The organism is Trichlorobacter lovleyi, assembly GCF_015239775.1.
Lineage (GTDB): Bacteria > Desulfobacterota > Desulfuromonadia > Geobacterales > Pseudopelobacteraceae > Trichlorobacter > Trichlorobacter lovleyi_B.
Genome location: NZ_CP058409.1, coordinates 183,514 through 209,872, shown reverse-complemented (window position 1 = coordinate 209,872; position 26,359 = coordinate 183,514). Strand labels below are relative to the sequence as shown.

The following is a 26,359-nucleotide window of genomic DNA, read 5'->3' as shown; positions in this document are numbered from 1 at the left end:
GAGCAGAACAGCGGATGAATGCAAAAGAGTTACAGAAACAGCTTAAATCCAAGACACCGCCCACGGTGGTAGATGTACGCAGCGCGATGGAGTACCGCCTGGGGCATATCCCCGGCGCCCTGCTGCTGCCGTTCTGGAAGGTCATTTTCAGACTGACCGGGGCGCTGCCGAAAGACAGGCAAACAAAACTGGTATTGTACTGTGAATCAGGTGCGCGGGCAGAGATGGTTGGTTCCATGCTGGCCAAGCGGGGGTACAGTAAGATTGCCTATCTGGATGGCGACATGCCCGGCTGGCGTCAGGCCGGACTGCCGCTGGAGAAATAGGACGGTGCAGTGCCGGGCCGGTTGTGCTGCCTGCTGCATCGCCCCCTCCATCAGCTCTGCCATACCGGGCATGCCGGAAGGAAAACCGGCTGGAATCCGCTGTGTTCAGTTGACGTTGGAAAACCGATGCCGTATCTTTGGCAGACCGGAACGGCCGGCGGTCTGCAGTTCGCTGCGGCCCAGCAGTGAGATGTGTGGCCAAAACGCCGGGGAAGCCCTGCAGCGGCTGCAGCAGTGGGAGCAGCAGACAGCTCCTGCATAGACTATCAACTCCGGTTTCAGTTCAAGGATGCTGGCAAGGCGGCGAGGAATTCGGCGACGCAGGCGTACAGGTCAGTACGTTGGGGAGCCGAAGACGAGTCAACAAAGCCAGGACCTTAAAATGAAAGAGGGACAAAGGACCAGCTCATGGCCAAAGAACTCTATGTGGGGCACCTGCCCTATGAAGCAACAGCAGATGATCTGCGCAGGATGTTCAGCGTGGCCGGCACCGTGACCTCGGTACATATCATCACCGACCCTGCAACCGGCAAGTCGAAAGGGTGCGGTTACGTACGGATGGCCGATGAAGCGCAGCTGCACGAGGCGATTGAGTGCCTGGATGGTGCCTTGATGGAAAACCGGGTCATCACGGTCAGCATTGCCAATCCCCAGAAGACGCAGGCAAAGCCGCTCACCCGTGGTGCCGGCAATACCCAGCCGGGATCGCGGCGGGCACGGGCACGCCAGAAGCAGTAGCCGCAGACGGTCACGCACTCAGGGAGGTCAGGGACATGGAACAGCTTGGGCATTTTCTTGCGACGGTCAAAGAGACCGTCAATCCGGTCACACAACCGGTCGGCGTCACCATTGTCAGAGACCTTGCACTGATTGCAGACAAGAAGATCCGGGTCAAGGGGCAGCGCCTGGCGGTCTGCCAGCAGATCGCCTACAGCCGGATGTACGGCTGGTCCACCTGGGCAGACAAACATACCGCCCACTGCGTCCTGGGTGCCGGTTGTGTCGGCCTGATTGCGCCGCCGCAACGGGTACTGGATGGCTCGGTCAATAACGGCATCTATCAGCAGGATCAGGCTGCTGCCGCTGCCATGCAGCAGGCCATGCCCCGCCTGGCCCCTGATGTGCAAGGGCTTTTGACCTATCCCCTGGCCCGTCCGGTGGAAGGGATAACCCCTGATCTGGTGGTGCTGTATGTCAACTCAGCCCAGGCCATGCGCTTTGTACAGGCCTTCCTGTTTCATCAGGGGGGTGAGTTTACCATGAAGAGTTCCGGCGATGCCGGGGTCTGCTCCCGGGCCGTGGCCCAGGTGGCGCTAACCGGTGAGCCCACGGTGGAGATCCCCTGCCTGGGTGACCGCCGCTTCGGCATGACCCAGGACCATGAGCTGTGCATCGGCATCCCGTTTACTTGGCTGGAGCGGACTGCAGCAGGGCTGGCAGCCACCCACAAGGCCGGTATCCGCTACCCGGTGCCGTTCCAGATCCCGTCCGGCTGCGACTTGCCGCCGGATTACATCACTGCTGAAGGCGACTGTTAATGAGCATGGATCCCCTGTTACTGCCGCTGTTTGTGGTGAATATCCTGCTGGTACTGGTGGATGCCTCGGTGGGCTACCACCTGGCACCACTGCTGTTTCAGGCAGGTGGCGGCGATCCCGAGGCAGCCGAGTCCGGTGTCGGCACGGTCCGTAAACTGTTGACCGGCGTGGTGCTGCTCTACATGTTCTTCAACTGCTTTGCCTTTTTCCGCTACAACGGGCCGTTGCTGCTGCTGGTAACCGCCCTGATACTGTTTGATCTGGGCGGGCAGCTCTACATCCTCCACCGCAGCAGAAACCATGCTGATGCAGAGGATCAGTAAACCGGTTTCACAAGGATTCATTTTGTCTGGCAACAACCTATATTTTACGTAAAAGGAGTTTCACGCACATGGCTGAAAAATTTATCTTCACCTCTGAATCCGTATCCGAAGGTCACCCTGATAAAATGGCTGACCAGATCTCCGACAGCATCCTGGACGCGATTCTGGCCCAGGACCCCAAGGCCCGTGTGGCCTGCGAAACCATGGTGACCACCGGTATGGCCGTGATCGCCGGTGAAATCACCACCACTGCGGTGGTGAACTATGCCGAGATCGTCCGCAACACCATCAAGGAGATCGGCTACTGCGGTTCTGAGACCGGCTTTGACTACGAAACCTGCTCCGTGCTGGTCTCCCTTGACCGTCAGTCCCCGGACATCTCCCAGGGTGTCACCGAGGGTGAGGGGATGTTCAAGGAGCAGGGCGCTGGCGACCAGGGTCTGATGTTCGGCTATGCCTGCAACGAGACCCCGGAACTGATGCCGATGCCGATCCAGCTTTCCCATCAACTGGTCAAGCGGCTGGCCGATGTCCGCAAGTCCGGCCTGCTGAAGTTCCTGCGTCCCGATGCCAAATCCCAGGTCTCGGTTGAGTATGACAACGGCAAACCGGTACGGGTCAACACCGTGGTCATCTCCACCCAGCATACCCCGGATGTGACCCATGAAACCATTGTTGAAGGGGTCATGGACGAGGTGATCAAAAAGGTCATCCCTGCCCACCTGATGGACAGCGAGACCCGCTTCTTCATCAACCCCACCGGCCGTTTTGTGGTGGGCGGGCCGATGGGTGACTGCGGTCTGACCGGCCGCAAGATCATCGTGGATACCTATGGCGGCATGGGCCGTCACGGCGGCGGCGCCTTCTCCGGCAAGGATCCCTCCAAGGTTGACCGCTCTGCTGCCTATATGGGCCGTTATGTGGCCAAGAACCTGGTGGCTGCCGGTCTGTGCGAGCGCTGCGAGGTGCAGGTGGCCTATGCCATCGGTGTGGCAGAGCCGGTCTCGATCATGGTCAATGCCTTCGGCACCGGCGTGGTCTCTGAGCACCGTCTGTCCGAGCTGGTCCGGGAGGTCTTTGACATGCGTCCCCGCGCCATCACCGAGCAGCTTGACCTGTTGCGCCCGATCTATCAGAAGACCGCGGCCTATGGTCACTTTGGCCGCGAACTGCCTGAATTCACCTGGGAGAAGACTGACAAGGCAGAGCTGCTGAAACAGAAGGCCGGACTGTAACCGGAGCCGTCTATCCTGAGTGTTTACGTAAGGGGCGGTCTCCGAAGAGATCGCCCCTTTTTCGTGATGATTGACAAACATCCAATGTATACAGTAAGGTAGCGCACTTTTTTGACAGAGGGGTGGAACATGGCGAAGACTTTTAAAATTGCGGTCCTGCCGGGTGACGGTATCGGACCTGAGGTGATGGCTGAGGCAACCAGGGTACTGGACGTGATTGGCCAGAAATACAATGTAACCTTTGAGGGCACCTTTGCCAACGTGGGTGGTGCCGGGATTGACAACGAGGGCAAGGCCCTGCCCCAGAGCACCATTGATATCTGTAAGGCCTCTGATGCGATCCTGTTCGGTTCGGTGGGCGGCCCCAAGTGGGAGTCCCTGCCGCCGGATGAACAGCCTGAGCGGGGAGCCCTGCTGCCGCTGCGCAAGATCTTCGGTCTCTACGCCAACCTGCGTCCGGCCATTATCTTCCCCTCCCTGACCGGCGCTTCGTCACTGAAAGAGGAAGTAATCGGCGGTGGTTTCAACGTGCTGGTGATCCGTGAGCTGACCGGCGGGATCTACTTCTCCCAGCCCAAAGGGATCGAGGGTGAAGGCCGCAACCGGATCGGCATCGACACCATGAAGTACAGCGTGCCCGAGATCGAGCGGATCACCCATGTCGCCTTCCAGGCTGCCCGGAAGCGCGGCAAAAAGGTCTGCTCCATTGACAAGGCCAACGTGCTCTCCTCTTCCGTGCTCTGGCGCGAAGTGGTGATTGATATTGCCAAGCAGTACCCTGATGTGGAGCTGTCCCACATGTATGTCGACAACGCGGCCATGCAGCTGGTCAAATGGCCCAAGCAGTTTGACGTGATCCTGTGCGAAAACATGTTCGGCGACATCCTGTCCGACGAGGCCGCCATGCTGACCGGTTCCCTGGGGATGCTCCCCTCCGCCTCCCTGGCAGAAGGCAGCTTTGGCATGTACGAGCCATCCGGCGGTTCTGCCCCGGACATCGCCGGCCAGGGGATTGCCAACCCGATTGCCCAGATCCTGTCCGCTGCCATGATGCTCAAATTCTCCTGTGGCATGGTTGAGGCGGCTGACGCCATTGATACCGCCGTGGAAACCGTACTGGACCAGGGCTACCGCACCCGCGACATCTTCCAGAACAAGTCGGGGGAGAAGCTGGTTAACACCAAAGAGATGGGCGACGCGATTATTGCCGCTCTGTAGGCAATGCCACCTTTGAGCGCTGCCGTTGTTACCGGTGGCGGCGCCCGGCTGTCATCTCAAATCTGAAATTACTGTGGCTCATTGAACTGCCTATATTCATTTTGAAGGAGTACACACCATGAAAGTCGGAATCGTTGGTTGGCGCGGTATGGTCGGCTCGGTCCTCATGCAGCGGATGCAGGAGGAGAACGACTTTGCCCTCGGTTTTGAACCGGTCTTTTTCACCACCTCCCAGGCAGGCCAGCCTGCCCCGATGGGTGCTGGCACCCTGAAAAAGGCTGATGATATTGAAGAGTTGAAAAAGCTGGATGTGATCATCACCTGCCAGGGTGGCGACTACACCAAGGCGGTCCACCCGGAGCTGCGCAAGCAGGGCTGGAACGGCTATTGGATCGATGCGGCCTCCACCCTGCGGATGGAAGACAATGCGGTCATTATCCTCGATCCGATCAACCGCAACGTGATCGACAAGGCCCTGGCCAATGGCCAGAAGGACTTCATCGGCGGCAACTGCACCGTCAGCCTGATGCTGATGGGCCTGGGCGGCCTGTTCAAAGCCGGCCTGGTGGAGTGGATCTCCTCCATGACCTATCAGGCTGCCTCCGGTGCCGGCGCCCCCAACATGCGTGAGCTGCTGGCCCAGATGGGCACCCTGAACGGCGTGGTGGCTGAAGAACTGAAGGATGCCGGTTCTGCCATCCTGGAGATTGACAAGAAGGTGACCCAGACCCTGCGGGACGGCTCCATGCCGACCAAGGAGTTCGGCTTTCCGCTGGCAGGCAACGTACTGCCCTGGATCGACCGCGAGGTGGAGGATGGCCAGAGCCGCGAAGAGCTGAAAGGGTTTCAGGAGACCAACAAGATCCTGGGCACCAGCAGCCCGATCCCGGTGGACGGCATCTGTGTGCGGGTCGGCGCCATGCGCTGCCACAGCCAGGCCATCACCATCAAGTTGAACAAGGACCTGCCGCTGGCCGAAATTGAGTCCTTGATCGCCAACGACAACCAGTGGGTCAAGTTGATCCCCAACAACAAGGCGGATTCGCTGGCCGGTCTGACCCCGGCTGCCGTATCCGGCACCCTGACCGTACCGGTGGGCCGGGTCCGCAAGATGAAGATGGGGCCACAGTACGTGCAGGCCTTTACCTGCGGCGACCAGCTGTTGTGGGGTGCAGCGGAACCGTTGCGCCGGATGTTGAGAATTTTGTTGGAGAAGTAAAGCTCAAGCGTTTACAACCTCAATTGACGAGGAGTTCAGGGAGCGAGGATTTTTTCGCAAGGTCAAGGAAGGCGAGCATTCACGCGGAGGCGTACAGAATCAGTACGCCGCACAAGGGAATGAAAAGCCTGACACCGAGATTGCGGGAAAAGACCGCTCCCTTTTTTATGCGAACCATAAAGCTTATTATTCAATACGACGGCACCAACTACTGCGGCTGGCAGGAACAGGCCAACGGCCCGAGCATCCAGGAAACGGTCGAACTGGCCCTGGCCAAGATCCTGGGGAAACGGGTGCGGGTGCAATCATCCGGCCGCACCGATGCCGGGGTGCATGCCGTTGCCATGCCGGCTGTATTCCGTACCGAATCAACGGTCCCGCTCAAGGCGTTTGTGGATGGCGTCAACTGCCATCTGCCTGACGACATCGCGATTCAGTCTGCCGTAGAAGTGCCTGCCGGTTTTCGCGCCATTGGCGGAGCCCGCTCCAAGACCTACCGCTACACCATCTATAACGCCCCTGTCCGTAGTCCGCTCAATCGTCGCACCGCCTGGCATGTTCGCGATCAGCTTGACCTGAAGGCCATGCAGCAGGCAGCGGCCTACTTTGTCGGCGAACACGATTTTGCCGCATTTCGTGGTGCCAACTGCAGCGCCGTAACCAGCCATCGCAGGATTGATGCGGTACAGATCAACCAGAGCGGCCCCTTTATCACCATTGATGTTACCGGTGGCGGTTTCCTGAAGTACATGGTGCGGATCATGGCCGGCACCCTGGTGGATGTGGGGCGTGGGCGCTTTACCCCGGAACATGTTGCCGGCCTGCTGGCAGAGCCGGACCGCCAGCGGGGCGGAGTCACCGCCCCCCCCCAGGGATTGTCGTTGCTGCAGGTAATCTATCCGGACTGACAACCGTCATGCGGGAAACCGAATAAATTGCCTTGACTCTGCGAACTCGCTTAAGTAAAATCCGGTTCTACTTTAGCGTAAGCCAGTTAAGTTTTTTCCAGGACAATGTTTTTACGAATGCTTTTTCAGCTTTATTCGCCGTTGCGTGTATGCTTCGACGCTCTGTAGACACAAAAACAAAACAGGAGGTAGTAAGATGTCAGAGTACGGAACTTTGCAAGACCGCGTTCAGTGCAAATCACTGCTGGACAAGGTAAAGACCCCAGAGCAGTGCATTGAGTACTTCAAAAACGGTATGAACCTTGGCTGGTCAGGCTTTACTCCGGCCGGTTACCCTAAAGTGGTACCTATCGCCCTGGCCGAGCATGTTGAAAAAAACAACCTGCAAGGCAAACTGAAGTTCAACCTGTTCATCGGCGCCTCTGTTGGTGCAGAGACCGAGAACCGCTGGGCACAAAACGACATGATCGATCGTCGCTGGCCGTATCAGACCGGTAAAGACATCGCTGCCGGTATCAACGCCGGTCGTATCCGGATGGGTGACAAGCACCTGTCCCTGTTTGCTCAGGATCTGGGCTACGGCTTCTACACCAAGGACACCGAGAGCGGCAAGCTGGACCTGGCTATCATCGAAGTTTCCGAAGTTCTGGAAGACGGCAGCCTGGTTCCCACCTCCTCCTGCGGCGTCATCCCCGAAATCCTGATGATCTGCGACCGCGTCATCCTCGAGGTGAACACCGGACAGCCTTCCTTCAAAGGCATCCACGACCTGCTGACCCCACTGACTCCGCCGAACCGTCAGGTATTCAACATTACCCGCGCTGACTCCCGCATCGGTTCCATCTCGATCCCTTGCGATCCAAGCAAGGTTGTAGCTGTTGTTGAGTCCAAGCTGCGTGACCAGGGCCGTGCCTTTGCCGAGCAGGACGACACCTCCGAGGCGATTGCCAACCACATCATTGACTTCTTCACCCACGAAGTGAAGGCTGGCCGTCTGCCCAAGAACCTGCTGCCGATCCAGTCCGGTGTTGGTTCCATTGCCAACGCTGTTATCGGTGGCCTGGCAAAAGGTCCTTTCCAGAACCTGACCGTATTCACCGAAGTTCTGCAGGACACCATGCTTGACCTGTTTGACTCCGGCAAACTGGATTGCGCATCTTCCTGCTCACTGTCCCTGTCTGCTGACCCGGGCTTCCCGAAGTTCTTCGCCAACATGGACAAGTACTTCGACAAGATCACCCTGCGTCCGCTGTCCATCTCCAACGCACCTGAGCCGATCCGCCGTCTGGGTTGTATCGCCATGAACACCCCGGTTGAGATCGACATCTACGCACACGCCAACTCCACCCTGGTTGGTGGTACCCGTATGATCAACGGCCTGGGCGGCTCCGGCGACTTCCTGCGTAACGGCTACCTGAAGATGATGCATACCCCTTCAAGCCGCCCAAGCAAGACCGACCCGACCGGTATCTCTTGCGTTGTGCCGCACTGCTCACACATCGACCACACCGAGCACGACCTTGACTGCGTCATCACCGAGCAAGGCCTGGCCGACCTGCGTGGTGTAGCTCCGAAAGAGCGTGCCCGTCGCATCATCGAGAAGTGCGCCCACCCTGACTACAAGGCCCAGCTGACCGAGTACCTGAACATTGCCGAGGCAGACTGCCTCAAGCGCAAGGTTGGTCATGAGCCGCAACTGTGGGATCGCGCCTTCAAGATGCACCTCAACCTTGAGAAGAACGGCACCATGAAGCTCAAAAACTGGGATGTGAAGATCGACCTCTGCGAATAGGCGTATTCTGTTTACGTAGCGCAAACCCCGCCGGGTCACCGGCGGGGTTTTTTATTTCCTGGCGACCTTTTTCACCATCAAATTCATTCTTGCGCTTAGCCAATAAAGTGCGTAAGATTCCATTTTCGTGATATCAGCTCTTCTATCCAGGGCACATTCCACACGGGAGTTCATTCATGGCAGAAGCAGTCAGCGGCTTCCAGGGTGAGATTGCCGGTCTTTCGCTCGCCGACGTCATCCAGATTAAGGGACACAACAGGTATTCAGGCTGCATCACCGTAGAGTACCTGGATCATCGCGGTGCAATCTATTTTGTAGACGGTGAGATCATCCACGCCGAGCAGGCCTCATTCAGCGGTGAGGATGCGATCTACGAAATCCTCAAGTGGCCCGGCGGCAACTTCAGCCTCGCACCTGAAATGACCACCAACGTCTGCACCATCCATTGCAGCCTCAACTTCCTGCTGCTGGAAGCGCATCGCAGGATGGATGAAGAGAACAACATGCCTGAGGAGTCGTTCGCCGATGTGATCGAGACCAGCGAACGCCGCAAAGAGCCAAGACCGGTTGATCCGGCAAGCCCTCAGCGTACCATGAGTGCCGCAGCAGCCAGGGTCATGCAGATTGACGCCGTGACCTATGCCGTGCTGCTGGACAAACAGGGACACCCGGTGCAGGACGACAGTATGGAGGCCGAAGCCCTGGCGGCAAAGGCACTGTTTCTGGCGCAATCCGGCAATAAACTGGGTGACTTCCTCGGTCTGGGGGAGTTGAAATCCGCTGCTGTTCAGACCCAGCATTTTGACCTGTTGATGTACGACTCAAAGCAGCACTATCTGGGTATCGCCGTTGCAACCGGCAACAAACTGGATGCTGTGGAAGCAGAAATCAGAGCCGCATTGGTGCCGGGGAGGTAAGGATCCATGCAGACTATCCTGCAACAGATAACCGCTATAGACGGCGTGATCGGCACTTCGTTGTATAATGAGCAGGGGAAGATCCTTGCTGCAGCCTGCCCGTTGATCCTTGACGAAAAACATCTTTCCACCGCTGCCGGGACGGTCCTTGACTGCCTGCATGCACTCCAGATCCCCCAAAACCTGGTGGCAATGGACCTCCGCTTTTCAGAAGGAAGGCTGATGGTACGGCCGCTTAGCGGTGCCTATATCAGCGTCCTCTGTTCAAAAAACGTGAACATGTCCATGGTCAACATCACCTTGAATCTGGCCTTACGTAAACTTGAGCAGATGCTGCCCAAGCCGGGCGCAGCGCCTGCTGCCGCACCCGTTGCCGCCAGCAGCCATGACGGGATGTCCCTGCGGATCGCCCACCTCCAGCAGGGTGACGTCAGCAGCAGCTTTGACCAACTGGGCATGGTGGCTGTCAGCCAGGCAACGGCCAAACATATCAGCGATTTCTTCGGCAAGACCAGCAAGAAGATGAAGATAAGCACCGAGGCTGGCGGCGGTGGTGTCTTCCCGGTCATGATCATCAATGATGTTGAAATGCAGTATGAAAATGCATTGGTGATCGGTCCCGGCATCGAGCGCAAGTTAAAGGTTGAAGAAGGGGCCAGGGTCACCATCGAACTGGCATAACCGGCAGATCGACAGACAGGATGGCATGGGGAGAGCGCGTCAGGTGCTCTCCCCGTTTTGTTGGTCTGTCTCGCGGGCACGGGGGTGGGCCTTGTCATAGACCTCCAGCAGACGATCAAGCCCGACATGGGTATATTTCTGGGTTGTGGAAAGGGAGGAATGCCCCAGCAGTTCCTGAATTGAGCGCAGGTCAGCCCCTCCTTCCAGCATATGTGTGGCAAAGGTATGACGCAGGGTGTGGGGTGAGATCGAGCGGAAGGCAGGAATGCCCGAAGACCAGCGCTTTACCAGGATGGCAACCGTGCGGCGGTTGATCCGGGCGCCGCGGCAGCCGAGAAAGAGCGGGGCATCATCCGCCAGCTGCCCACGCCCGGCCAGGTACTGTTCCAGTGCCACCAAGGCGGCTGATCCGACCGGCACAATCCGCTCCTTGCCACCCTTTCCCTGCACCCTGACCATCCCAGCAGCACGATCAAGATCAGCGACCGCCAGTCCGGTCAGCTCCGAAACCCTCAGGCCGCTTGAATAGAGCAACTCAAGGATGGCCGTATCCCGGGCCAGGGTGGGTTGCTCCTGCGTGGCATGAGCAGGGGCCTCGATCAGCGTCACGGTCTGGTCAATATTAAGATGAAAGGGAAGGCGTTGCTCCCGCTTGGGCGTGGCAATCAGCTCTGCCGGGTTGACCTCAAGCTGCCCGGTCCGCACCAGCCAGCCAAAGAACGCCCTGACCGCCGCCAGTTTACGTCCGATACTGCTCTTGGCGTACCCGGCCTGTTGCTGCTGCTTGTTCACGCCATTTAAACTCGCCAGATAGAGGCGCAGCAGCAGATGGTCAACCGTCTTCGTACTTACCGTAGTGCCACGCTCGCTCCGGACAAAGGAGGTAAACCCGTTCAGATCATTACGGTAGGCAGCAATGGTATGGGGCGAGGCATTCCGTTGCGTTGCCAGAAACTCAAGAAACCGTGCCACCTGTTGCGTCAGCTCATCCATCATGCGCGCTACTTGAACTCGGGCAGGGGAGAGACAAGCCGCCAGCCTTCCTTCAACCCGGGTTCCGCGGGATTCTCTTCAATAAAGATCCAGTTCTGATGATCGGTCACGGTCTTCAAACGGTTGTCGGGCATGACAAAATAATCAAATTCAACCGTGGACTCGGCCTTCTTCTTTTCAACCAGACACTCCTTGGCCAGGATACGGTAATCTGCCACGGTGACTCCACGACGGCGCAACGCTTCGGCCCCTTTGTCAAAGTTTGGGCGCTGTTTTGCATCCACAAAGGCGATGCCTGCCTTTTCAGCCTCCTGCCAGCGGATCATCCGGTTGTAATCCTTGATCATCTTTTCACAGGCGTCCTGGCGGTTTTTAGCGCGGAACGAAGCGCAACCCCCAACCAGTACCGGCAGCAGCAGCAGTAACACGCAAAGTCTGATACTCATCAACAGACTCCTTTCATGGGGGCGGTTGTGTCGCCCGGCTTTTTAAGGTATAAGGAGGGGCATTTTGCCCGGTAAAGGACTTTCATGATTCACGAACTGATCAGCTGGCTACTCGAAACCATTGGCTCTATGGGGTATCCCGGCATTTTTCTGCTCATGGCGATGGAAAGCTCCATCATTCCTGTCCCCAGCGAGCTGGTGATGCCGCCTGCAGGCTACCTGATCCACCAGGGGAGGATGGCATGGCTGCCGGCAATCCTGGCCGGCACCTTGGGAAGTCTGGCCGGGGCCTATGCCAATTACTATGCCGCCCATTATCTGGGGCGCCCCCTGATCCTTAAGTATGGCCGTTATGTCCTGATTCCACCGGACAAGTTTGAGCGCGTTGAGTCATTCTTTCTGCGCCACGGCGAGATATCCACCTTTATCGGCCGCTTGCTGCCGGTGATCAGGCATCTCATTTCAATTCCTGCCGGTGTGGCCGGCATGAATCATCTGCGTTTTACCCTCTACACCCTGCTGGGAGCCGGCATCTGGTGCAGCATCCTGACCTGGATCGGCTATGCCATCGGCCAGAATCAGGAACTGGTCATGGCCTGGTCCCACCGTGCCCTGGCCTGGGTCATTCTGGCAAGCTGCGGACTGGTGGCAGGCTATATCTGGTGGCAGCGCCGCCGGCAGACATTAAACCGTAATAAGCCTTGAAAGGCAAAGGAATTCAAATGGAAACGACCCGCATCGGACGCATTCACTATCTTGCGCCCAGCTTTGAAGCGACATCCCCGGCAACGATTCAGGGCTTCACAACCCGGCACGAAGGTATCTCACGTCCTCCCTACAACTCACTGAATCTGGGGATGAACACCGATGACTCGCCCCACAACGTGGAGGGTAACCGCAGCCTGCTGGCCCGGGCCTTTGGTATCCCACAGGAACGCCTGGTCACGGTGCGCCAGAACCATGGCAGCGACATCCTGGTTATTGACGCGCCCAACGATGATTTTTCACACTTTACCGCCCTTGAGGCTGACGCCATCATCACCAACCAGCCCGGTGTGATGATCGGGGTCACCGTGGCAGACTGCGTGCCGCTCCTGCTGTTTGATCCGGTCAAGAAGGTGATTGCCGCGGTCCATGCCGGCTGGCAGGGTACAGCGGCCCGGATTGCCGCCCAGGCCGCTGAAGGAATGAAACAGGTATTCGGCAGCCGTCCCAGGGATATACAGGCTGCAATCGGCCCCTGTATCAACCCCTGCTGTTATGAAGTGGACCAGCCGGTCAAGGATGGTTTCAAGGATCAAACCGAGCTTTGGAACGCCGTGGCAGAGCCTGCCGGTAGCGGCAAATGGCGGCTTGACCTGGCCCTGGCCAACCGGATGCAACTTGAGGATGCCGGGCTGCTCTCCGGCTCCATCCAGACCTCCGGCAACTGTGTCTGCTGCCAAAAAGAGCTGTTCTTTTCCTACCGGCGGGATAACGGTGAGACAGGACGGCAGATGGGCTTCATCATGCTTTCGTAGACCGCTGCGCCTTCCCGCCTGCCCAGCGCCAGCTTGAACCCGGCGGGAATGAGAGCGCAAGACTGCTCAGGATGTCTGAAAGGGAGCCATGCTTGCTAAGGTGTTGAGTGCCACCGTTGTCGGAATTGACGCCATCCTGGTTGACGTGGAGGTGGATATTGCCCAGGGCCTGCCGCAGTTTTCCACGGTCGGTCTGCCTGACGGAGCGGTCAAGGAGAGCAAGGACCGGGTCAAGGCCGCCTTAAAGAACAGCGGCTATGACTTCCCCCCCCGCCGGATCACCGCCAACCTGGCACCGGCCGACCTGAAAAAGGAAGGTTCTGCCTTTGACCTGCCGATCTCGATCGGCATCCTGACCGCCACCGGCACCATCACCGGTGATCGCGTCAACCGCTATATCCTGCTGGGTGAGCTTTCCCTTGACGGCAGCCTGAAACCGGTGCGGGGCGCCTTGCCGGTGGCGGTTGCCGCCCGGCAGGCCGGTCTTGCCGGGCTGATCCTGCCACCCGAAAATGCTGCCGAGGCAGCCGTTGTAGAAGGGATCGAGGTACTGCCGGCAGCCACCCTGACCGACGTGGTCCAATTCCTGCGGGGTGAACTGGAGATTGCCCCCAAACAGGTTGATCTGAAACGGCTCTTCCAGCAGCAGGAGGAACATGGTGAAGACTTCTGCGAGGTGCGCGGCCAGGATCATGCCAAGCGGGCCATTGAGGTCTCCGCTGCCGGTGGTCACAACCTCCTGATGATCGGTCCTCCCGGTTCCGGCAAGACCATGCTGGCCCGCCGGATCCCCTCCATCCTGCCGCCGCTCGGCTTTGACGAAGCGATTGAAACCACCGCCGTATTCAGCGTCAGCGGCCTGCTGGAATCCGGGCACGCCCTGGTCACCACCCGGCCATTCAGGTCACCCCATCACACGATCTCGGATGTCGGTTTGATCGGCGGCGGGGCTTCACCACGGCCCGGTGAAGTCTCCCTGGCAAACCACGGACTGCTGTTTTTGGATGAGCTGCCCGAGTTCAAGAAAAATGCGCTGGAGGTCCTGCGCCAGCCCCTTGAGGACGGCCGGGTAACCATCTCCCGTTCACTGCTATCCCTGACCTATCCCTCCCGCTTCATGCTGGTGGCAGCCATGAACCCCTGCCCCTGCGGCTACCTGGGGGACCCGGCCCATGCCTGCACCTGCACGCCGATTGCCATCAAACGGTACCGTTCCCGCATCTCCGGGCCGCTTCTGGACCGGATTGACCTGCATGTTGAAGTTCCTGCCGTCGCCTACCGTGACCTGTCTGACAGCCGTGAAACTGAAAGCTCTGCCGCAATCGCGGCTCGGGTAACCCAGGCCAGAAACCTGCAGCAGGAGCGCTTCAAAGGGACCAAGGTCCACTGCAACGCCCAGATGAACGCCCGCCTGATCAAGAAACACTGTGAACTTGACCAGAACGGGCACCGAATGCTGGAACTGGCCGGAGAAAAACTGGGATTCTCCGCCCGCAGCTACTCCCGTATTCTGAAGGTTGCCCGCACCATTGCCGATCTGGCCGGGTCAGAAGCTATCCGCGACCAGCACCTGGCCGAGGCGATCCAGTATCGGAGTTTGGATAGGAAGACATCGTGATTCATAGGGAGAAGTTTCGGTGTGACATTACCGAGATCAGTGTTTGAGTATATTGAAGTTGACTACAATCGTAACCGCCGCCACAGTGCTAATGGTCGCATCAGTCCTGTAGCATTTGAAGAGCTCAAAGCAGCTCACTGCGTAACTAAATCTATGCAGATTTGTTTGGGACCAACCAATGAACACTGGCAGACAGCGAGTTCAAGGTACGTCCCCGCGATCCACCACGACCGCAATCCCCTTGCCACTTCAACAATAATCTTGTAATGCTTGATCATAATAATCGTGTAACAGCAAGGCGACCATGAAGACCAGTCCGACTCAGCAACATCTGGCAGATGCCCTGACTGTCCTGAAAAAACTGCAGGATGACGGGAAATCCGTCATCAAGTCAACTGAACTCAAGCGAATCCAGTTGTCATCGCTTGTAAAAAACGGCTTCCTGAGACAGATCCTCAAGGGTTGGTATATGCCGTCCCGTCCTGATGAACAGATGGGTGACAGCACCCCCTGGTTTGCTGCCATGCGTGAGTTTATTGCCGGGTACTGCACGGAACGGTTCGGTGATAACTGGCATGTGTCACCCGACCTGTCCCTGTCCCTCCATGCCGGTAGCACACTGTTGCCGAAACAGGTCACGGTCCACTCCCCCCTGGCAAAGAACGGAACTCTCTCCCTGCCGAACGGTTGCAGTCTTTTTGACTACAAAGCTGTGGAATCCATGACTGCCGACAAAGTGACGATGGTCGGCACTCTCCGCGTTCTCATGCCTGAAACCGCCCTGATAAAGGCTCCGCCCTCCTTTTACCGAAACCATGCCCGTGATGCGCAAATTGTGCTGTCCGGGGTCAGGGATGCATCCACTCTTCTCCGGGAACTTCTGGAGGGTGGACACAGCACAATCGCCGGCAGACTTGCCGGAGCGTTGCGAGCTGTCGGGCGGGCGGAACATGCCGATCAGATTCTGGCAACCATGCGTTCTGGCGGATACATGGTTACGGAATCCAATCCTTTTGAGGAACTTCTGCCGATGAATCTGCTGACGCACAGCGAATCCCGCCATGCTCTGCGGATACGACTCATGTGGCATGAGATGCGCCAGCCGGTTCTTGAACTGTTTCCACAGGAACCGGGGATTCCTGAAAATATCGATCTCTTCATGTCCCGTATTGAAGAGCAGTATCAACTGGATGCCTACCACTCTCTCTCCATAGAAGGATACCGGGTATCCGATGAACTGATCAGTCGTGTATCCCGTGGTGACTGGAACCCGGAAAATACCCGGGAGGATTCCGAGTCGCGCAATGCCATGGCTGCGCGCGGTTATTGGTTGGCCCACAATGAAGTCATGGCCACGATCCGCAGGATATTTTCAGGTGCAAACCCGGGCACGGCATTCCGTTCAGACCATGCCGCCTGGCACCGCAGTCTGTTTTCGCCCAGTGTGGATGCCGGCATCCTGTCGGCTGTCGATCTTGCGGGATACCGCAACGCACAGGTGTATATCCGCAACGCCGCCCATGTGCCCCCTTCGAAGGAGGCTGTGCGCGAGATGATGCCGGAGTTATGTGATCTGCTTGAAGCTGAGTCCTCTTCTGCTGTCAGGGGGGTGCTGGGTCACTTCATCTTTGTCTACATTCACCCCTACATGGATGGCAACGGCAGGATCGGTCGTTTCCTGATGAACGCCATGCTCGCTTCGGGCGGTTTCAGTTGGACTATCATTCCGGTGGACCGACGTAAAGAATACATGGAAGCGCTTGATGCTGCCTCATTCGGTGGCGATATACGACCATTTGCCGCTTTCGTCCGTTCGTGCCGCGTTGAGTAAGCTTTCATGCTTCCCGCGTTTCATTAGATCTTTACCTAAACGGATACTATCGTATCCATACAATTGTTTAGCGATTGCGATAATATCCATTTGGTGTTTTTTATGGCCTCTCCAGTTAACCGCACATATCTCCGTCAGACCCGGGATGCCGCTGAGCTGTTGGGTAAACTCATCCGGCTTGGCAGAAAAGAACGCAAGATAACCGAGGAAGAGCTGTCCGGACGGGCGGGGATTTCCAGAAGGACCTTGCAGAAGATCGAGTGGGGTGATCCGAAATGTGAGATCGGCCTGGTGTTCGAGGTTGCCAATATAGTCGGAGTAAAGCTTTTCAGCGACGAAGAGAATTCAATCCGATATACTTTCGGGAGGCACATTGACGACAAGTTGGCCTTGCTGCCCAAGCGGGTTCGTAGCGTGGTTAAAGTCAATGATGATTTCTGACGACAGTTTGTGTCGGAAGTTCCAGCGTTGAAAATTCTCTGATCAAGGTAATGGAAACGACCCTGCTGCTTGCGTAATCATGTAATACTCATCCAGTTCCCGGATAAGAAAATCTACAAAGGCGCGGTTTGCCCTCGAAAGATACGAATTTTTCTTCCACGCGATGTGGAGATCCATAAAAAGTTGCGGATCAGATGAGATGGCGACTACTTCTGCATCGCGTGCTACTACCATCTTGAGGAAAAACGCCAGCCCCAACCTCTCCTTGACCAGACTTCGGATCAAGGTGAACAAATTAGATTCTGCCACCACCAGAGGCGTTATCCCTTCCCCGGCATGTAGTTCATCAATCAACTCGCGCAGATGATACCCTTCTTTGTAGTGAATCAGCGGTTCTTTGAGCAGTTCGCGCAACGCAACCTTTTTACGTCCGGCAAAGGGGTGTCCGGGGTACACGCACGCAACGATTTCTTCCCGTAAAAGGTGGTGGGAGTCCAAGCCCTCTGGCACTTCTCCGGCGATAACTCCGACATCCAATTCACCAGATTCGATTTTTCGCTGGATATTCCAGGCGCTGTCACCGGAAATGGAAATCCTGAGGCCAGAATGACTATGTTTGAATGATGCGATTATCTTCGGGAAGAAAAAACTGCTTAACATCGGGGTGAGACCGACGCGCACCTCCCCCTTGAGCAGACCCCGCAGATCGGCAATCTCCTGTTTCGCGTTGTTTACCCCCTGAAGAATACTTTGTGCATGAAGTAACAGCGCTTCACCTTCGGCAGTCAAGGTTATCTTCCTATCCCTACGATTGAACAGAAGCACTTCCAGCTCTTCCTCAAGCTTTTTGATGGCTATGCTGAGGGCCGGCTGGGCTATATGCAGTTTCTCTGCTGCCTTGGTAAAGCTTTCACACTCCGCCACACCCAGGAAGAATCTAAGCTGTTTTACGTCCATAGATTTCTTCACCTCAAAGCCATTCGATATTTATATAGCAATGATAAAAACAATATATTTTTCTTATATACATGTTCTGCATATACTTGGCAATAACTACCGCTGAGGGAGGATGACATGGCTATTTATCTTGATTGCAACGCTACAACGCCGGTAGATCCGTCAGTGGCATCAGTGGTGATGCGATTTCTGGAAAAGGATTTCGGTAATGCTGCGAGTCCCATTCATGACTACGGAGTCTTTGCGCTTGCCGCTGTGGAACATGCCAGGGGGCAAGTGGCTGAGGTGGTCAAGGCTCGACGTGATGAAGTAATTTTTACCAGCGGTGCAACGGAGAGTAACAACCTTGCGATACTCGGACTCGCCGAGGAGGGAATACGGCGCGGTCGCCGTCATCTGATCACCACTGCCATTGAACACAAGGCGGTGCTTGAACCGTTTGACGAGATGGCGCGTCTGGGCTTCGAGGTACAGATTATTCCGGTAGAGACAGATGGCCGCTTTGATCCGCAGCTATTGGCGGATGCGCTTCGTCCGGACACGCTTCTGGTTTCAACCATGCAAGTAAACAATGAGACCGGGGTACTGCAACCGCTGACGGAGGTTGCGGATATAGTATCGAACCATGAAACCTGGTGGCATGTTGATGCTGCCCAGGGATTCGGCAAGGAGTTTGAGCAGCTCCGCCATCCGCGTATCAACCTCATTTCCGTAAGTGGTCACAAGATATACGGCCCCAAAGGTGTTGGCGCTCTAATTGCCCGCAAGCGTGACCGTCAGTTTCCCCCGCTGCGCCCGCTCATGTTTGGTGGCGGGCAGGAACAGGGACTTCGCCCCGGCACGCTGCCGGTTCCCCTGATTGCCGGTCTCGGGGAGGCTGCAAAGCTTGCGGTACGAAACAACAATGAGCGGACGTATAAATGCCGGGTTTTTCGGGAACAGGCTCTGGCAACGTTCTCGGCACTTGGTGCGCAGAGGAACGGCGCAGAAGATCATACGTTGCCGCATGTGCTCAATGTGTCGCTGCCAGGAATCAACTCGGATCTGGCAATTAAAGCTCTGAAAAATGTTATTGCAGTGTCCAGCACCTCGGCATGCACCTCACATACTCACACGCCAAGCCATGTACTGGCAGCAATGGGGTTAACGCCTGAAAAAGTTGAACAATCAATCCGCTTGTCGTGGTGCCACATGACCCCTGAAGTGGATTGGCATGAAGTGGAAACTATTCTCCGTGCGCTGCGCGGATAAGGAAGGTGGTTCAAATGAGCGACATATTCAGAGAGCTGGAAGAGGTTACCGTTGAGCAGTATGAACACCAAGATCTGCCGAAATGGCTTGCCGACCCCGTCCTTATGGTGGCTAGAAGCCCTGAGCTTTATCAGGGGAAAGAGTATCTGGTCGAAATTCTTGCCGCCCAGGTCCGGGAGTACGATGTCTACGCCGAGGCAGGTTGTTGTAAATGGGCATACGACCATGAAGACATTAAACGGACATTGCGCTGGCTGGAGGAATAGCGATGACAGTATTTGAGAAGTTACAATCCGTTACGGAAGCTGCTCAGAATGAACAGGAGCTGCCGAATTTTTTGGCGGAGCGTATCTATTGGATCATTGAAAACCGGGACAGATTCCACGCCAGGGAAGCCGACATACTTGAGCTGGCGGAAAAAGTGACGAACTACGACACATACGGCCAGACCGGTTATCTGGGCATGGGAGTCAACAATGTCATCCTGGAAAAGGCATTGAGTCGTCTGGAAGAGTAATATGCCCTCGTTTTTTCCCTTGCTGAAGGAAAGTTTCCTGGTTTTCCAGAAACAGCTCGATCCGTTCCTGGCTTTTTCTGAATGGTATCCTAGTTCCGCTCAACCACTCCTGTAACTGATCCGGGTGTCGCTGCATCTGTTGCCCCAGTTCATTCAGGGTGAGTCCATTCGCTCTCTTATACCACGCAAGCCTACCAACAGTGTCATCCGGACAGTCGAACGGAATATACCCTAGAAATTTGATTATATTGGGGTTATAGTGCTGTTCTGGTTCAACTCCGTGCTCCCAATTCCATACTGATGACTCAGTAACTCCGATGATCTCGGCGACTTCTCTCTGGAGGAGTCCGAGATCCATTCGTTTCTTACGGATGTGTTCACCAACTGTGATGGGGAATTCGGGATAACCGGGAAGCTGCTGTTTTGCGAGGGGAATGTAGATTGAGAACGAGTGCCGTCTTGAATGGGAATAGTAGAGAAAGGTGCACACACCCCTGCCCCTGCGGTTATCTGGGGGACCCGGCCCATGCCTGCACCTGCACGCCGATTGCCATCAAACGGTACCGTTCCCGCATCTCCGGTCCTCTGCTGGACCGGATCGACCTGCATGTCGAGGTGCCGGCCGTGGCCTACCGCGACCTGTCCGACAGCCGTGAAACCGAGTCATCCACCGTCATTGCCTCCCGGGTGATCCGGGCACGCCAGGTGCAGCAGGAACGGTTCACCGGCACCAAGGTGCACTGCAATGCCCAGATGAACGCCCGCCTGATCAAGAAGCATTGTGAGCTTGATGCCGCCGGTCACCGGATGCTGGAACTGGCCGGAGACAAGCTGGGCTTCTCGGCCCGCAGCTACTCCCGCATCCTCAAGGTGGCCCGCACCATTGCCGACCTGGCCGGATCTGAAGCGATCCATGAACCGCATCTGGCCGAGGCGATTCAGTACCGTAGTCTGGATAGAAAGGTTTCCCATGTCTGAAAAAATTTCAATCGATACCGACTACATCAAGCTGGACAGCTTCCTGAAGCTTGCCAACCTGGTCATGAGCGGCGGCGAGGCCAAGATCGTGATTCAGGAAGGCCAGATTCAGGTCAACGGAGCGGTTGAGACCCGCCGGGGACGCAAACTCTATCCCGGTGATACCATTACGCTTACCGGCAGCTCGAGCTTTCTGATCGAGCAGGCATAGCCGGACGACATTTCATAGGGGAGGTTGCCATGCTGCAGGAATTCAAGACCTTTATCATGAAGGGCAACGTGCTGGACCTGGCGGTTGGTGTAATTATCGGCGCTGCCTTTGGCAAAATCGTCAACTCTGCCGTCAACGACCTGATCATGCCGGTGGTGGGCCTGGCCTTGGGCAAGGTTGATTTCAGCAACCTCTTCATCAGCCTGAAAGGGGGCGAGTATGCGACTGTTGCGGCAGCCAAGGCGGCCGGTGCCCCCACCCTCAACTACGGTATCTTTCTCAACACAACCCTGGATTTTCTGATCATGGCGCTGGTGATCTTCATGATTGTCAAGGCCGCCAACAAGGTGCGCAAGACTGAAGAACCCGCTCCGGCACCGGCACCGCGTGAGTGCCCTTTTTGTAAATCAGCGGTGCATGACGAGGCAAGCCGTTGTCCTCACTGTACCTCACAACTGTAACCAGCCAACATGAAGACACTACCCCAAAAAGGACATTCCATACAAAACTAACCTGAACCACATACCAACTATAAAATTGCGGACAACGATGTCCTGACATTCCAACTCAAAGGAGTCGTTGTATGCAAAAACAGTTTATTGAAGAAATGATTGATTACATGCCATCCGTCAGGCGTTGCAAACAAAGTCTCGATGGGTTGGATCTTATCTGGTCGGTTATTTCAGCCAATGCTGAAATGAATTGTCCCCACGAAGCAGTGACTATTCTCTCCACCATGCAAAAGACCCAGGAAGGCTTTGGGGTTCTCGAAGAAAAACTCATTGAAAATCTAGTTGCCGAGAATATCAAGAAGGTTGTGCTGGATATCACCTCAAAGGCGCAGGTGGTCGTCGATATCATCATCCGTAACCTGTACGAACGGACTGCCGACGTCGGCTTTCTTGCAACCGACAATGACATCCGCCAGTTTATTCTCGGCAAGGTGCCGAAGGAGGCGATTGTGCAACGCCTCAAGGAATACCGCGACAAATATACCGTCTATGACGAGATCATCATCCTCGACACCTATAAAAGAGTGCTGGCAAATCTTGACGAAACAAGCGGTATCATTTCCTCAAAGGACCCGCTGGTCATGGACACCATCCAGCAGGACGGCTATCTGGAGAGCTTCAAAAAATCTGATCTACGCCCCATGAACGACCGTTCCCTGATCTATTCACAAAAGATTGAAGACCCTGAATCAGGCAACGTGATTGGTGTTCTCTGCCTCTGTTTCAGGTTTGAAAACGAAATGGAGGGCATTTTTGCCAGCCTGAAGAACAAAGGGGACAAATCCATTATGTGCCTTCTTGATGATAATGGGCTGGTGATCGCCTCCAGCGATGAATCATCGGTCTCCCTGGGGAAGGCATTCCCCATTCAGGAAGACAGCGCCTACAGTGTCATTGAACACAATGGCCGGGATTATCTCGCCAAGACCTGCAAGACCAGAGGCTACCAGGGGTTCTTTGGGCTGGGGTGGCAGGGCCATGTCATGGTTCCTGCGGACGCCTTTAAGGCAGCAACAGGGCTGCTGGGCGAGATTGATGCTGAAACCCTCGACAACATCATGCAGTACGCTGACTCGTTCTGCCCGGATCTGAGTGCCATCGTTTCCGGGGCCGACGATATCAACCTGGCACTGCGCCGGGTGGTCTGGAACGGCCAGGTCATGGCGGCCGGCGGCAAGGGCGATCTGGTGCGGCTCAAGGCGATCCTGCGCCAGATATCGAAAAACGGGCAAAAGACCCGGGAGGTGTTTGAGAGTTCGATCTCAAACCTGTACCAGACCGTTATTTCATCAAGTCTGTCAGACGTGAAATTTATTGCACGGCTGATGATCGACATCATGGATCGCAACCTGTACGAGAGGGCGAATGACTGCCGCTGGTGGGCGCTGACCAATGATATCCGCAGGGTGCTGAGCTTGTCGGAGCGGAGTGAAGACGATCTGCAGACAATTACCGATATCCTGATCTACATCAACTCGCTCTACACGGTCTATACGAGGATTTTTGTGTATGACACGGATGGCACCATTGTGGCGGCGAGCAATCTGCATGGTGACAACATTAATCTGGTCGGCAAGAAGTATGATCAGGCCCAGCTGCATAAGGTTATGGGGCTCGACAACAGCCAAAAATACTCGGTTTCAGCGTTTCAGAAGACCTGGCTGTATGGTGAATGCGAAACCTATGTCTATAACGCAGCTATTCGATCCCTGGATGACACCGCTACGGTTGTTGGAGGTATCGGGATCGTCTTTGATGCTGCCCCGGAGTTTATGGCGATGCTGAACGACAACCTGCCTCAAAAGAGCGGGGCCTTTGCCGTCTTTACCGATAGAAGCGGCGTTGTTATTTCAACCACCTGCGACGACTACCGGATCGGTTCCAGGCTCACACTTGACCATGATTTTTTTGCACTGCCGAACGGTGAAGGGATTTCCCGGATCATTGTGCACCGCCAGAAATATTTTATCGTCGGCTGTATGACCTCATGTGGATATCGGGAATACAAGAACAGCGGTGACTACAAAAATGACCTAATCGCGTTTGTCTTTGTGCCGATCGGGGATGTCCGGGACAGGCCGGCCAGTCAGACCAACGCAACCTACAACACCGGAACCATTAAGAGTGCCGAGACGGTTGAGCTTGCGACGTTTATCGTAAGCGACAAAATCTACTCACTGCCTGCTGCATCGGTTGTTGAGGCTGTTGAGGCCGATAAACTAGTGCCACTGCCCGGTTCAAAGCCGTACCTGGTCGGAACAACCCCGTTTGTTACGGCTGAATTCGGCGGTACCCCGCAAGTTGTTCCGGTCATCAACCCAAAGCTGTTGTTCAATCAGAAAAAGGGGATTGTACCGCATCAAGGGCTGCAAACCACGGCACTCGAGTTGTCCTACAAAGACCATATCGTGATCATCAGGACAGCCAAAGGGCTGGTTGGGCTTTTGGTGCAGGATCTTGACGCCGTGCCGGAATTTGACGCATCCCGATTAGAGCGTGTCCCACCGATTATCGGTGCCGACTCAGGCTATGTAAAAAGCATCATCAAGCCGGAGATGTGTGGAAAGATTGATGATATGCTGGTTGTACTCGATCCCGATTTGCTGGTAGAAGAGATACAGAGGGTGAATGTGGGCCATGCATGATTTCATCCTGATGAACCGCACTGATTTGAGAAACAAACCTGAAGAAGGGAGCCTACCATGAAACGCCTGATCATCATTGTTACCCTGCTTGCGTTCATTATCCTTGCAGCCAATGCCGCCCTGGCTGCCCCGGCCCAGCTGACCTGGTACGGCCATGCCGCCTTCAAGGTGGTCACCCCCAACGGCAAGGTGCTGCTGGTGGACCCCTGGATCAGCAACCCGTCCAACCCCAACGCTGAAAAGGATCTGGCCGGGCTGACCAAGGTTGATCTGATCTTTCTGACCCACGGCCATGGCGACCATATCGGTGATGCGGTGGAGATCGCCAAGAAGACCGGCGCCAAGCTGGTGGCCACCTTTGACCTGCAAAAGGCGATGGTGGCCTACAAAGGCTTCCCGGCCAAGCAGGCCGAGCGGGCTGAAACCGGCAGCTTTGGCGGCACCATCAGCCTGCTGGATGGCGAGGTGACGGTGCTGTTCGTACCGGCCATCCACGGTGCCAGCATGGATACCCCCAACGGTCCGGTCTATGCCGGTGAGCCGGGAGGCTTCCTGATCAGCGTCAAAAATGGCCCCCGTATCTACCATACCGGTGACACCGACCTGTTCAGCGATATGGCGCTGTTGAAAGGCCAGGTTGATCTGATGCTGGTCTGCATCGGTGACAAATTTACCATGGGGCCGGTCCGGGCAGCCCAGGCCGTGGAGATGATCCGCCCAAAAAAGACCATTCCGATGCATTTTGGCACCTTCCCGGCCTTGACCGGCACCCCGGAACAGTTTAAAAAGGCTCTACGCCGTTACGGCCTTGAATTTCTGATGCATCAGATGACGGTGGGAGAAACCATTACCTGGAAGTAATGATCTCGCCAAAATAATTTTACCTGCTTTGCCCTGAATGGTTGGCAAGCAGCCGGAGAACAATGGGATGGCCTGTTATTTCTTGCGTTTTGCCGTTATTTCTTTGCTTCTCATCCTGCTTGCCGCCTGCGATAGAACAAACAGTTCAAAGACGGGTGCTTCCATAAAGACCAGCATTACCTTTCTGCACTATTTTACCGACTCCATGAACGGCGGCCTGGATGATATGGCCAAGATTTTTAACAGCCAGAATAGCCGTTATGATCTCAAGCCGATTCCCCTGGATCACGAATCATTCAAGACCAGCATCAGACACAATCTTGAAGCAGGCAACCCTCCTGATCTTTACTCCTATTGGGCAGGTGCTCGAACAGCTTCGATTATCGAGTATCTGGAACCGATTGACGATGTCTGGGCGCAGACCAGGCTTGATGAGCGCTTCTCGCCTGCGGTTATTAAGGCAGCCTGCGAGTACAACGGCAAAAAGTATTTTATACCCTTGACGCAACACTACATCGGTTTCTTCTACAACAAAAAGGTCTTTGCCGCCCATGGCCTGACTCCCCCCAAAACCTGGAAAGAATTCCTGAACGTTTGCGCGATCCTAAAATCAAAAGGGATCACTCCGATTGCCCTTGGCGCCAGGGAAAAATGGCCAGCCCAATTCTGGTTTGATCTGCTACTCCTGCGGACCGCTCCCTATGAGTTCCGCCAAGCGCTGATGCAGGGAAAGATTGGCTACCAAGACCCTCGTGTGTCCGCAGTTTTTGAACAGTGGCAGCAGCTTATACAGAAGGGATACTTTAACCGGAACCTCAATGACCTGTCGTGGGATAGCGGCGCAAATGAGCTCGTATACACCGGCAAGGCGGCAATGACCTTAATGGGCACCTGGGTGATCGGTTATTTCACGAATACCTCTCACAAATGGGTTGCCGGCAAAGACTTTGATTTTTTCCCGTTTCCGATCATTGACCCCACCCTGCCATTGGTTTCCATGGGGCCGATTGACGGTCTGGTGGTCCCCCGCAAGGCAACCAACAAAGACGGTGCCAAGCAGGTCATGGCTTTTCTGACCGCTGCAGCCCCGCAGGAAGCCCTGAGCAAAGGCTCTGGTGCGCTTGCTCCCAGCCGGACCGTACCCGTATCTTTTTATGGAGATATCCAGAGGCGCGTCCTGCAGGAGATTGCACGCAGCAGCCACTTTGCCTTTAATTATGATCTGTCAACACCACCTGAAATAGCAGAGATCGGGCTTAACGCCTTCACTGAATTTCTCGAATTCCCGGCAGACCGCCAGACGATCCAACAGAAACTGGCAACGGATGCAGCCAGTCAGTTCCGGAAGCTGAAGGCCAATCAAAAATGATTGCGGGCTTCCTGTTACGATTAAAATTTGGACAAAAAGTCCGCTTCAGCTT

The 26,359-nt window shown here is 55.8% G+C and carries 29 protein-coding genes and 1 pseudogene; 27 read left to right on the top strand and 3 right to left on the bottom strand.

From position 1 onward, the window contains the following. The first annotated feature begins 14 nt into the window (after positions 1-14). From FY034_RS01045 to FY034_RS00990, 12 genes are all read left to right on the top strand, one after another. Positions 15-326: a rhodanese-like domain-containing protein gene (locus tag FY034_RS01045; protein ID WP_265553124.1), complete on the top strand. Its 312-nt coding sequence runs from the start codon at positions 15-17 to the stop codon at positions 324-326. A gap of 4 nt (positions 327-330) precedes the next feature. Further along, complete coding sequence (locus FY034_RS01040) at positions 331-588, top strand: YkgJ family cysteine cluster protein (RefSeq protein WP_265553123.1); 258 nt, start codon at positions 331-333, stop codon at positions 586-588. 146 nt (positions 589-734) lie between these two features. Next, positions 735-1,064 (top strand): RNA recognition motif domain-containing protein, encoded by a 330-nt coding sequence (locus FY034_RS01035; RefSeq protein WP_265553122.1) that lies wholly within the window; start codon positions 735-737, stop codon positions 1,062-1,064. Between the two features lie 35 nt (positions 1,065-1,099). After that, on the top strand, positions 1,100-1,864 hold the full coding sequence (locus tag FY034_RS01030) for a DUF169 domain-containing protein (protein WP_265553121.1): 765 nt from the start codon (positions 1,100-1,102) through the stop codon (positions 1,862-1,864). Next, positions 1,864-2,187: a hypothetical protein gene (locus tag FY034_RS01025; protein ID WP_265553120.1), complete on the top strand. Its 324-nt coding sequence runs from the start codon at positions 1,864-1,866 to the stop codon at positions 2,185-2,187. Before FY034_RS01030 ends, FY034_RS01025 begins: the two co-directional genes overlap by 1 nt. 68 nt (positions 2,188-2,255) lie before the next feature. Further along, the gene (gene metK, locus FY034_RS01020; protein WP_265553119.1) at positions 2,256-3,422 is read left to right on the top strand and encodes a methionine adenosyltransferase; all 1,167 of its coding nucleotides are present in this window, start codon (positions 2,256-2,258) and stop codon (positions 3,420-3,422) included. A gap of 129 nt (positions 3,423-3,551) precedes the next feature. Further along, a complete protein-coding gene (leuB, locus tag FY034_RS01015; protein ID WP_265553118.1) occupies positions 3,552-4,640 on the top strand; it encodes a 3-isopropylmalate dehydrogenase in 1,089 nt (362 codons plus the stop codon). A gap of 118 nt (positions 4,641-4,758) precedes the next feature. Further along, positions 4,759-5,859 (top strand): aspartate-semialdehyde dehydrogenase, encoded by a 1,101-nt coding sequence (gene asd / locus FY034_RS01010; RefSeq protein ID WP_265553117.1) that lies wholly within the window; start codon positions 4,759-4,761, stop codon positions 5,857-5,859. 167 nt (positions 5,860-6,026) lie between these two features. Further along, positions 6,027-6,767, top strand: a complete 741-nt coding sequence (gene truA, locus FY034_RS01005; RefSeq protein WP_265553116.1) for a tRNA pseudouridine(38-40) synthase TruA — start codon at positions 6,027-6,029, stop codon at positions 6,765-6,767. 196 nt (positions 6,768-6,963) lie between these two features. Further along, positions 6,964-8,559, top strand: coding sequence for an acetyl-CoA hydrolase/transferase C-terminal domain-containing protein (locus FY034_RS01000; RefSeq protein ID WP_265553115.1), 1,596 nt, complete (start codon positions 6,964-6,966; stop codon positions 8,557-8,559). Positions 8,560-8,735: 176 nt separating this feature from the next. Beyond that, a complete protein-coding gene (locus FY034_RS00995) occupies positions 8,736-9,476 on the top strand; it encodes a DUF4388 domain-containing protein (protein WP_265553114.1) in 741 nt (246 codons plus the stop codon). Positions 9,477-9,482: 6 nt separating this feature from the next. Continuing rightward, positions 9,483-10,157 carry a hypothetical protein gene (locus FY034_RS00990; RefSeq protein WP_265553113.1) on the top strand — a complete coding sequence of 225 codons (675 nt, stop codon included), beginning with the start codon at positions 9,483-9,485 and terminating at the stop codon, positions 10,155-10,157. 39 nt (positions 10,158-10,196) lie between these two features. Here FY034_RS00990 and FY034_RS00985 read toward each other — a convergent pair whose 3' ends face one another. Next, positions 10,197-11,150 carry a tyrosine recombinase XerC gene (locus tag FY034_RS00985; protein WP_265555195.1) on the bottom strand — a complete coding sequence of 318 codons (954 nt, stop codon included), beginning with the start codon at positions 11,148-11,150 and terminating at the stop codon, positions 10,197-10,199. A gap of 8 nt (positions 11,151-11,158) precedes the next feature. Beyond that, positions 11,159-11,596, bottom strand: a complete 438-nt coding sequence (locus tag FY034_RS00980) for a hypothetical protein (protein ID WP_265553112.1) — start codon at positions 11,594-11,596, stop codon at positions 11,159-11,161. 84 nt (positions 11,597-11,680) lie between these two features. Between FY034_RS00980 and FY034_RS00975 the strand changes: the two genes are divergently transcribed. The 6 genes and pseudogenes from FY034_RS00975 to FY034_RS00955 all read left to right on the top strand — a co-directional run bounded on the left by FY034_RS00975 (position 11,681) and on the right by FY034_RS00955 (position 17,006). Continuing rightward, complete coding sequence (locus FY034_RS00975) at positions 11,681-12,301, top strand: DedA family protein (protein WP_416222768.1); 621 nt, start codon at positions 11,681-11,683, stop codon at positions 12,299-12,301. A gap of 17 nt (positions 12,302-12,318) precedes the next feature. Beyond that, positions 12,319-13,116 (top strand): peptidoglycan editing factor PgeF, encoded by a 798-nt coding sequence (gene pgeF, locus FY034_RS00970; RefSeq protein ID WP_265553111.1) that lies wholly within the window; start codon positions 12,319-12,321, stop codon positions 13,114-13,116. An 88-nt stretch (positions 13,117-13,204) separates the two neighbouring features. After that, a complete protein-coding gene (locus FY034_RS00965) occupies positions 13,205-14,734 on the top strand; it encodes a YifB family Mg chelatase-like AAA ATPase (RefSeq protein WP_265553110.1) in 1,530 nt (509 codons plus the stop codon). Between the two features lie 33 nt (positions 14,735-14,767). After that, positions 14,768-14,854, top strand: a pseudogene (locus FY034_RS19015) (IS3 family transposase); the annotation flags it as partial. A gap of 184 nt (positions 14,855-15,038) precedes the next feature. Further along, complete coding sequence (locus tag FY034_RS00960; protein WP_265553109.1) at positions 15,039-16,565, top strand: Fic family protein; 1,527 nt, start codon at positions 15,039-15,041, stop codon at positions 16,563-16,565. A 102-nt stretch (positions 16,566-16,667) separates the two neighbouring features. Next, positions 16,668-17,006: a helix-turn-helix transcriptional regulator gene (locus FY034_RS00955; RefSeq protein ID WP_265553108.1), complete on the top strand. Its 339-nt coding sequence runs from the start codon at positions 16,668-16,670 to the stop codon at positions 17,004-17,006. A 42-nt stretch (positions 17,007-17,048) separates the two neighbouring features. Here FY034_RS00955 and FY034_RS00950 read toward each other — a convergent pair whose 3' ends face one another. Further along, complete coding sequence (locus tag FY034_RS00950; protein ID WP_265553107.1) at positions 17,049-17,963, bottom strand: LysR family transcriptional regulator; 915 nt, start codon at positions 17,961-17,963, stop codon at positions 17,049-17,051. Positions 17,964-18,080: 117 nt separating this feature from the next. Between FY034_RS00950 and dndA the strand changes: the two genes are divergently transcribed. The 9 genes from dndA (at position 18,081) to FY034_RS00905 (ending at position 26,307) form a co-directional block, all read left to right on the top strand. Beyond that, positions 18,081-19,214 (top strand): cysteine desulfurase DndA, encoded by a 1,134-nt coding sequence (gene dndA / locus FY034_RS00945; protein WP_265553106.1) that lies wholly within the window; start codon positions 18,081-18,083, stop codon positions 19,212-19,214. 14 nt (positions 19,215-19,228) lie between these two features. Beyond that, positions 19,229-19,480, top strand: coding sequence for a GSU3529 family protein (locus FY034_RS00940; RefSeq protein WP_265553105.1), 252 nt, complete (start codon positions 19,229-19,231; stop codon positions 19,478-19,480). Positions 19,481-19,482: 2 nt separating this feature from the next. Next, a complete protein-coding gene (locus FY034_RS00935) occupies positions 19,483-19,731 on the top strand; it encodes a GSU3529 family protein (protein ID WP_265553104.1) in 249 nt (82 codons plus the stop codon). A 459-nt stretch (positions 19,732-20,190) separates the two neighbouring features. Beyond that, positions 20,191-20,709, top strand: a complete 519-nt coding sequence (locus tag FY034_RS00930) for an ATP-binding protein (RefSeq protein ID WP_265553103.1) — start codon at positions 20,191-20,193, stop codon at positions 20,707-20,709. After that, complete coding sequence (gene yaaA, locus FY034_RS00925; protein ID WP_265553102.1) at positions 20,702-20,920, top strand: S4 domain-containing protein YaaA; 219 nt, start codon at positions 20,702-20,704, stop codon at positions 20,918-20,920. The genes FY034_RS00930 and yaaA overlap by 8 nt, the downstream gene beginning before the upstream one ends. 29 nt (positions 20,921-20,949) lie before the next feature. Continuing rightward, positions 20,950-21,381 carry a large conductance mechanosensitive channel protein MscL gene (mscL, locus tag FY034_RS00920; protein WP_265553101.1) on the top strand — a complete coding sequence of 144 codons (432 nt, stop codon included), beginning with the start codon at positions 20,950-20,952 and terminating at the stop codon, positions 21,379-21,381. A 122-nt stretch (positions 21,382-21,503) separates the two neighbouring features. Further along, the gene (locus tag FY034_RS00915) at positions 21,504-24,077 is read left to right on the top strand and encodes a chemotaxis protein CheW (protein WP_265553100.1); all 2,574 of its coding nucleotides are present in this window, start codon (positions 21,504-21,506) and stop codon (positions 24,075-24,077) included. A gap of 57 nt (positions 24,078-24,134) precedes the next feature. Beyond that, complete coding sequence (locus tag FY034_RS00910) at positions 24,135-24,938, top strand: metal-dependent hydrolase (protein ID WP_265553099.1); 804 nt, start codon at positions 24,135-24,137, stop codon at positions 24,936-24,938. A 67-nt stretch (positions 24,939-25,005) separates the two neighbouring features. Continuing rightward, positions 25,006-26,307, top strand: coding sequence for an ABC transporter substrate-binding protein (locus tag FY034_RS00905; RefSeq protein WP_265553098.1), 1,302 nt, complete (start codon positions 25,006-25,008; stop codon positions 26,305-26,307). Positions 26,308-26,359: the final 52 nt, after the last annotated feature.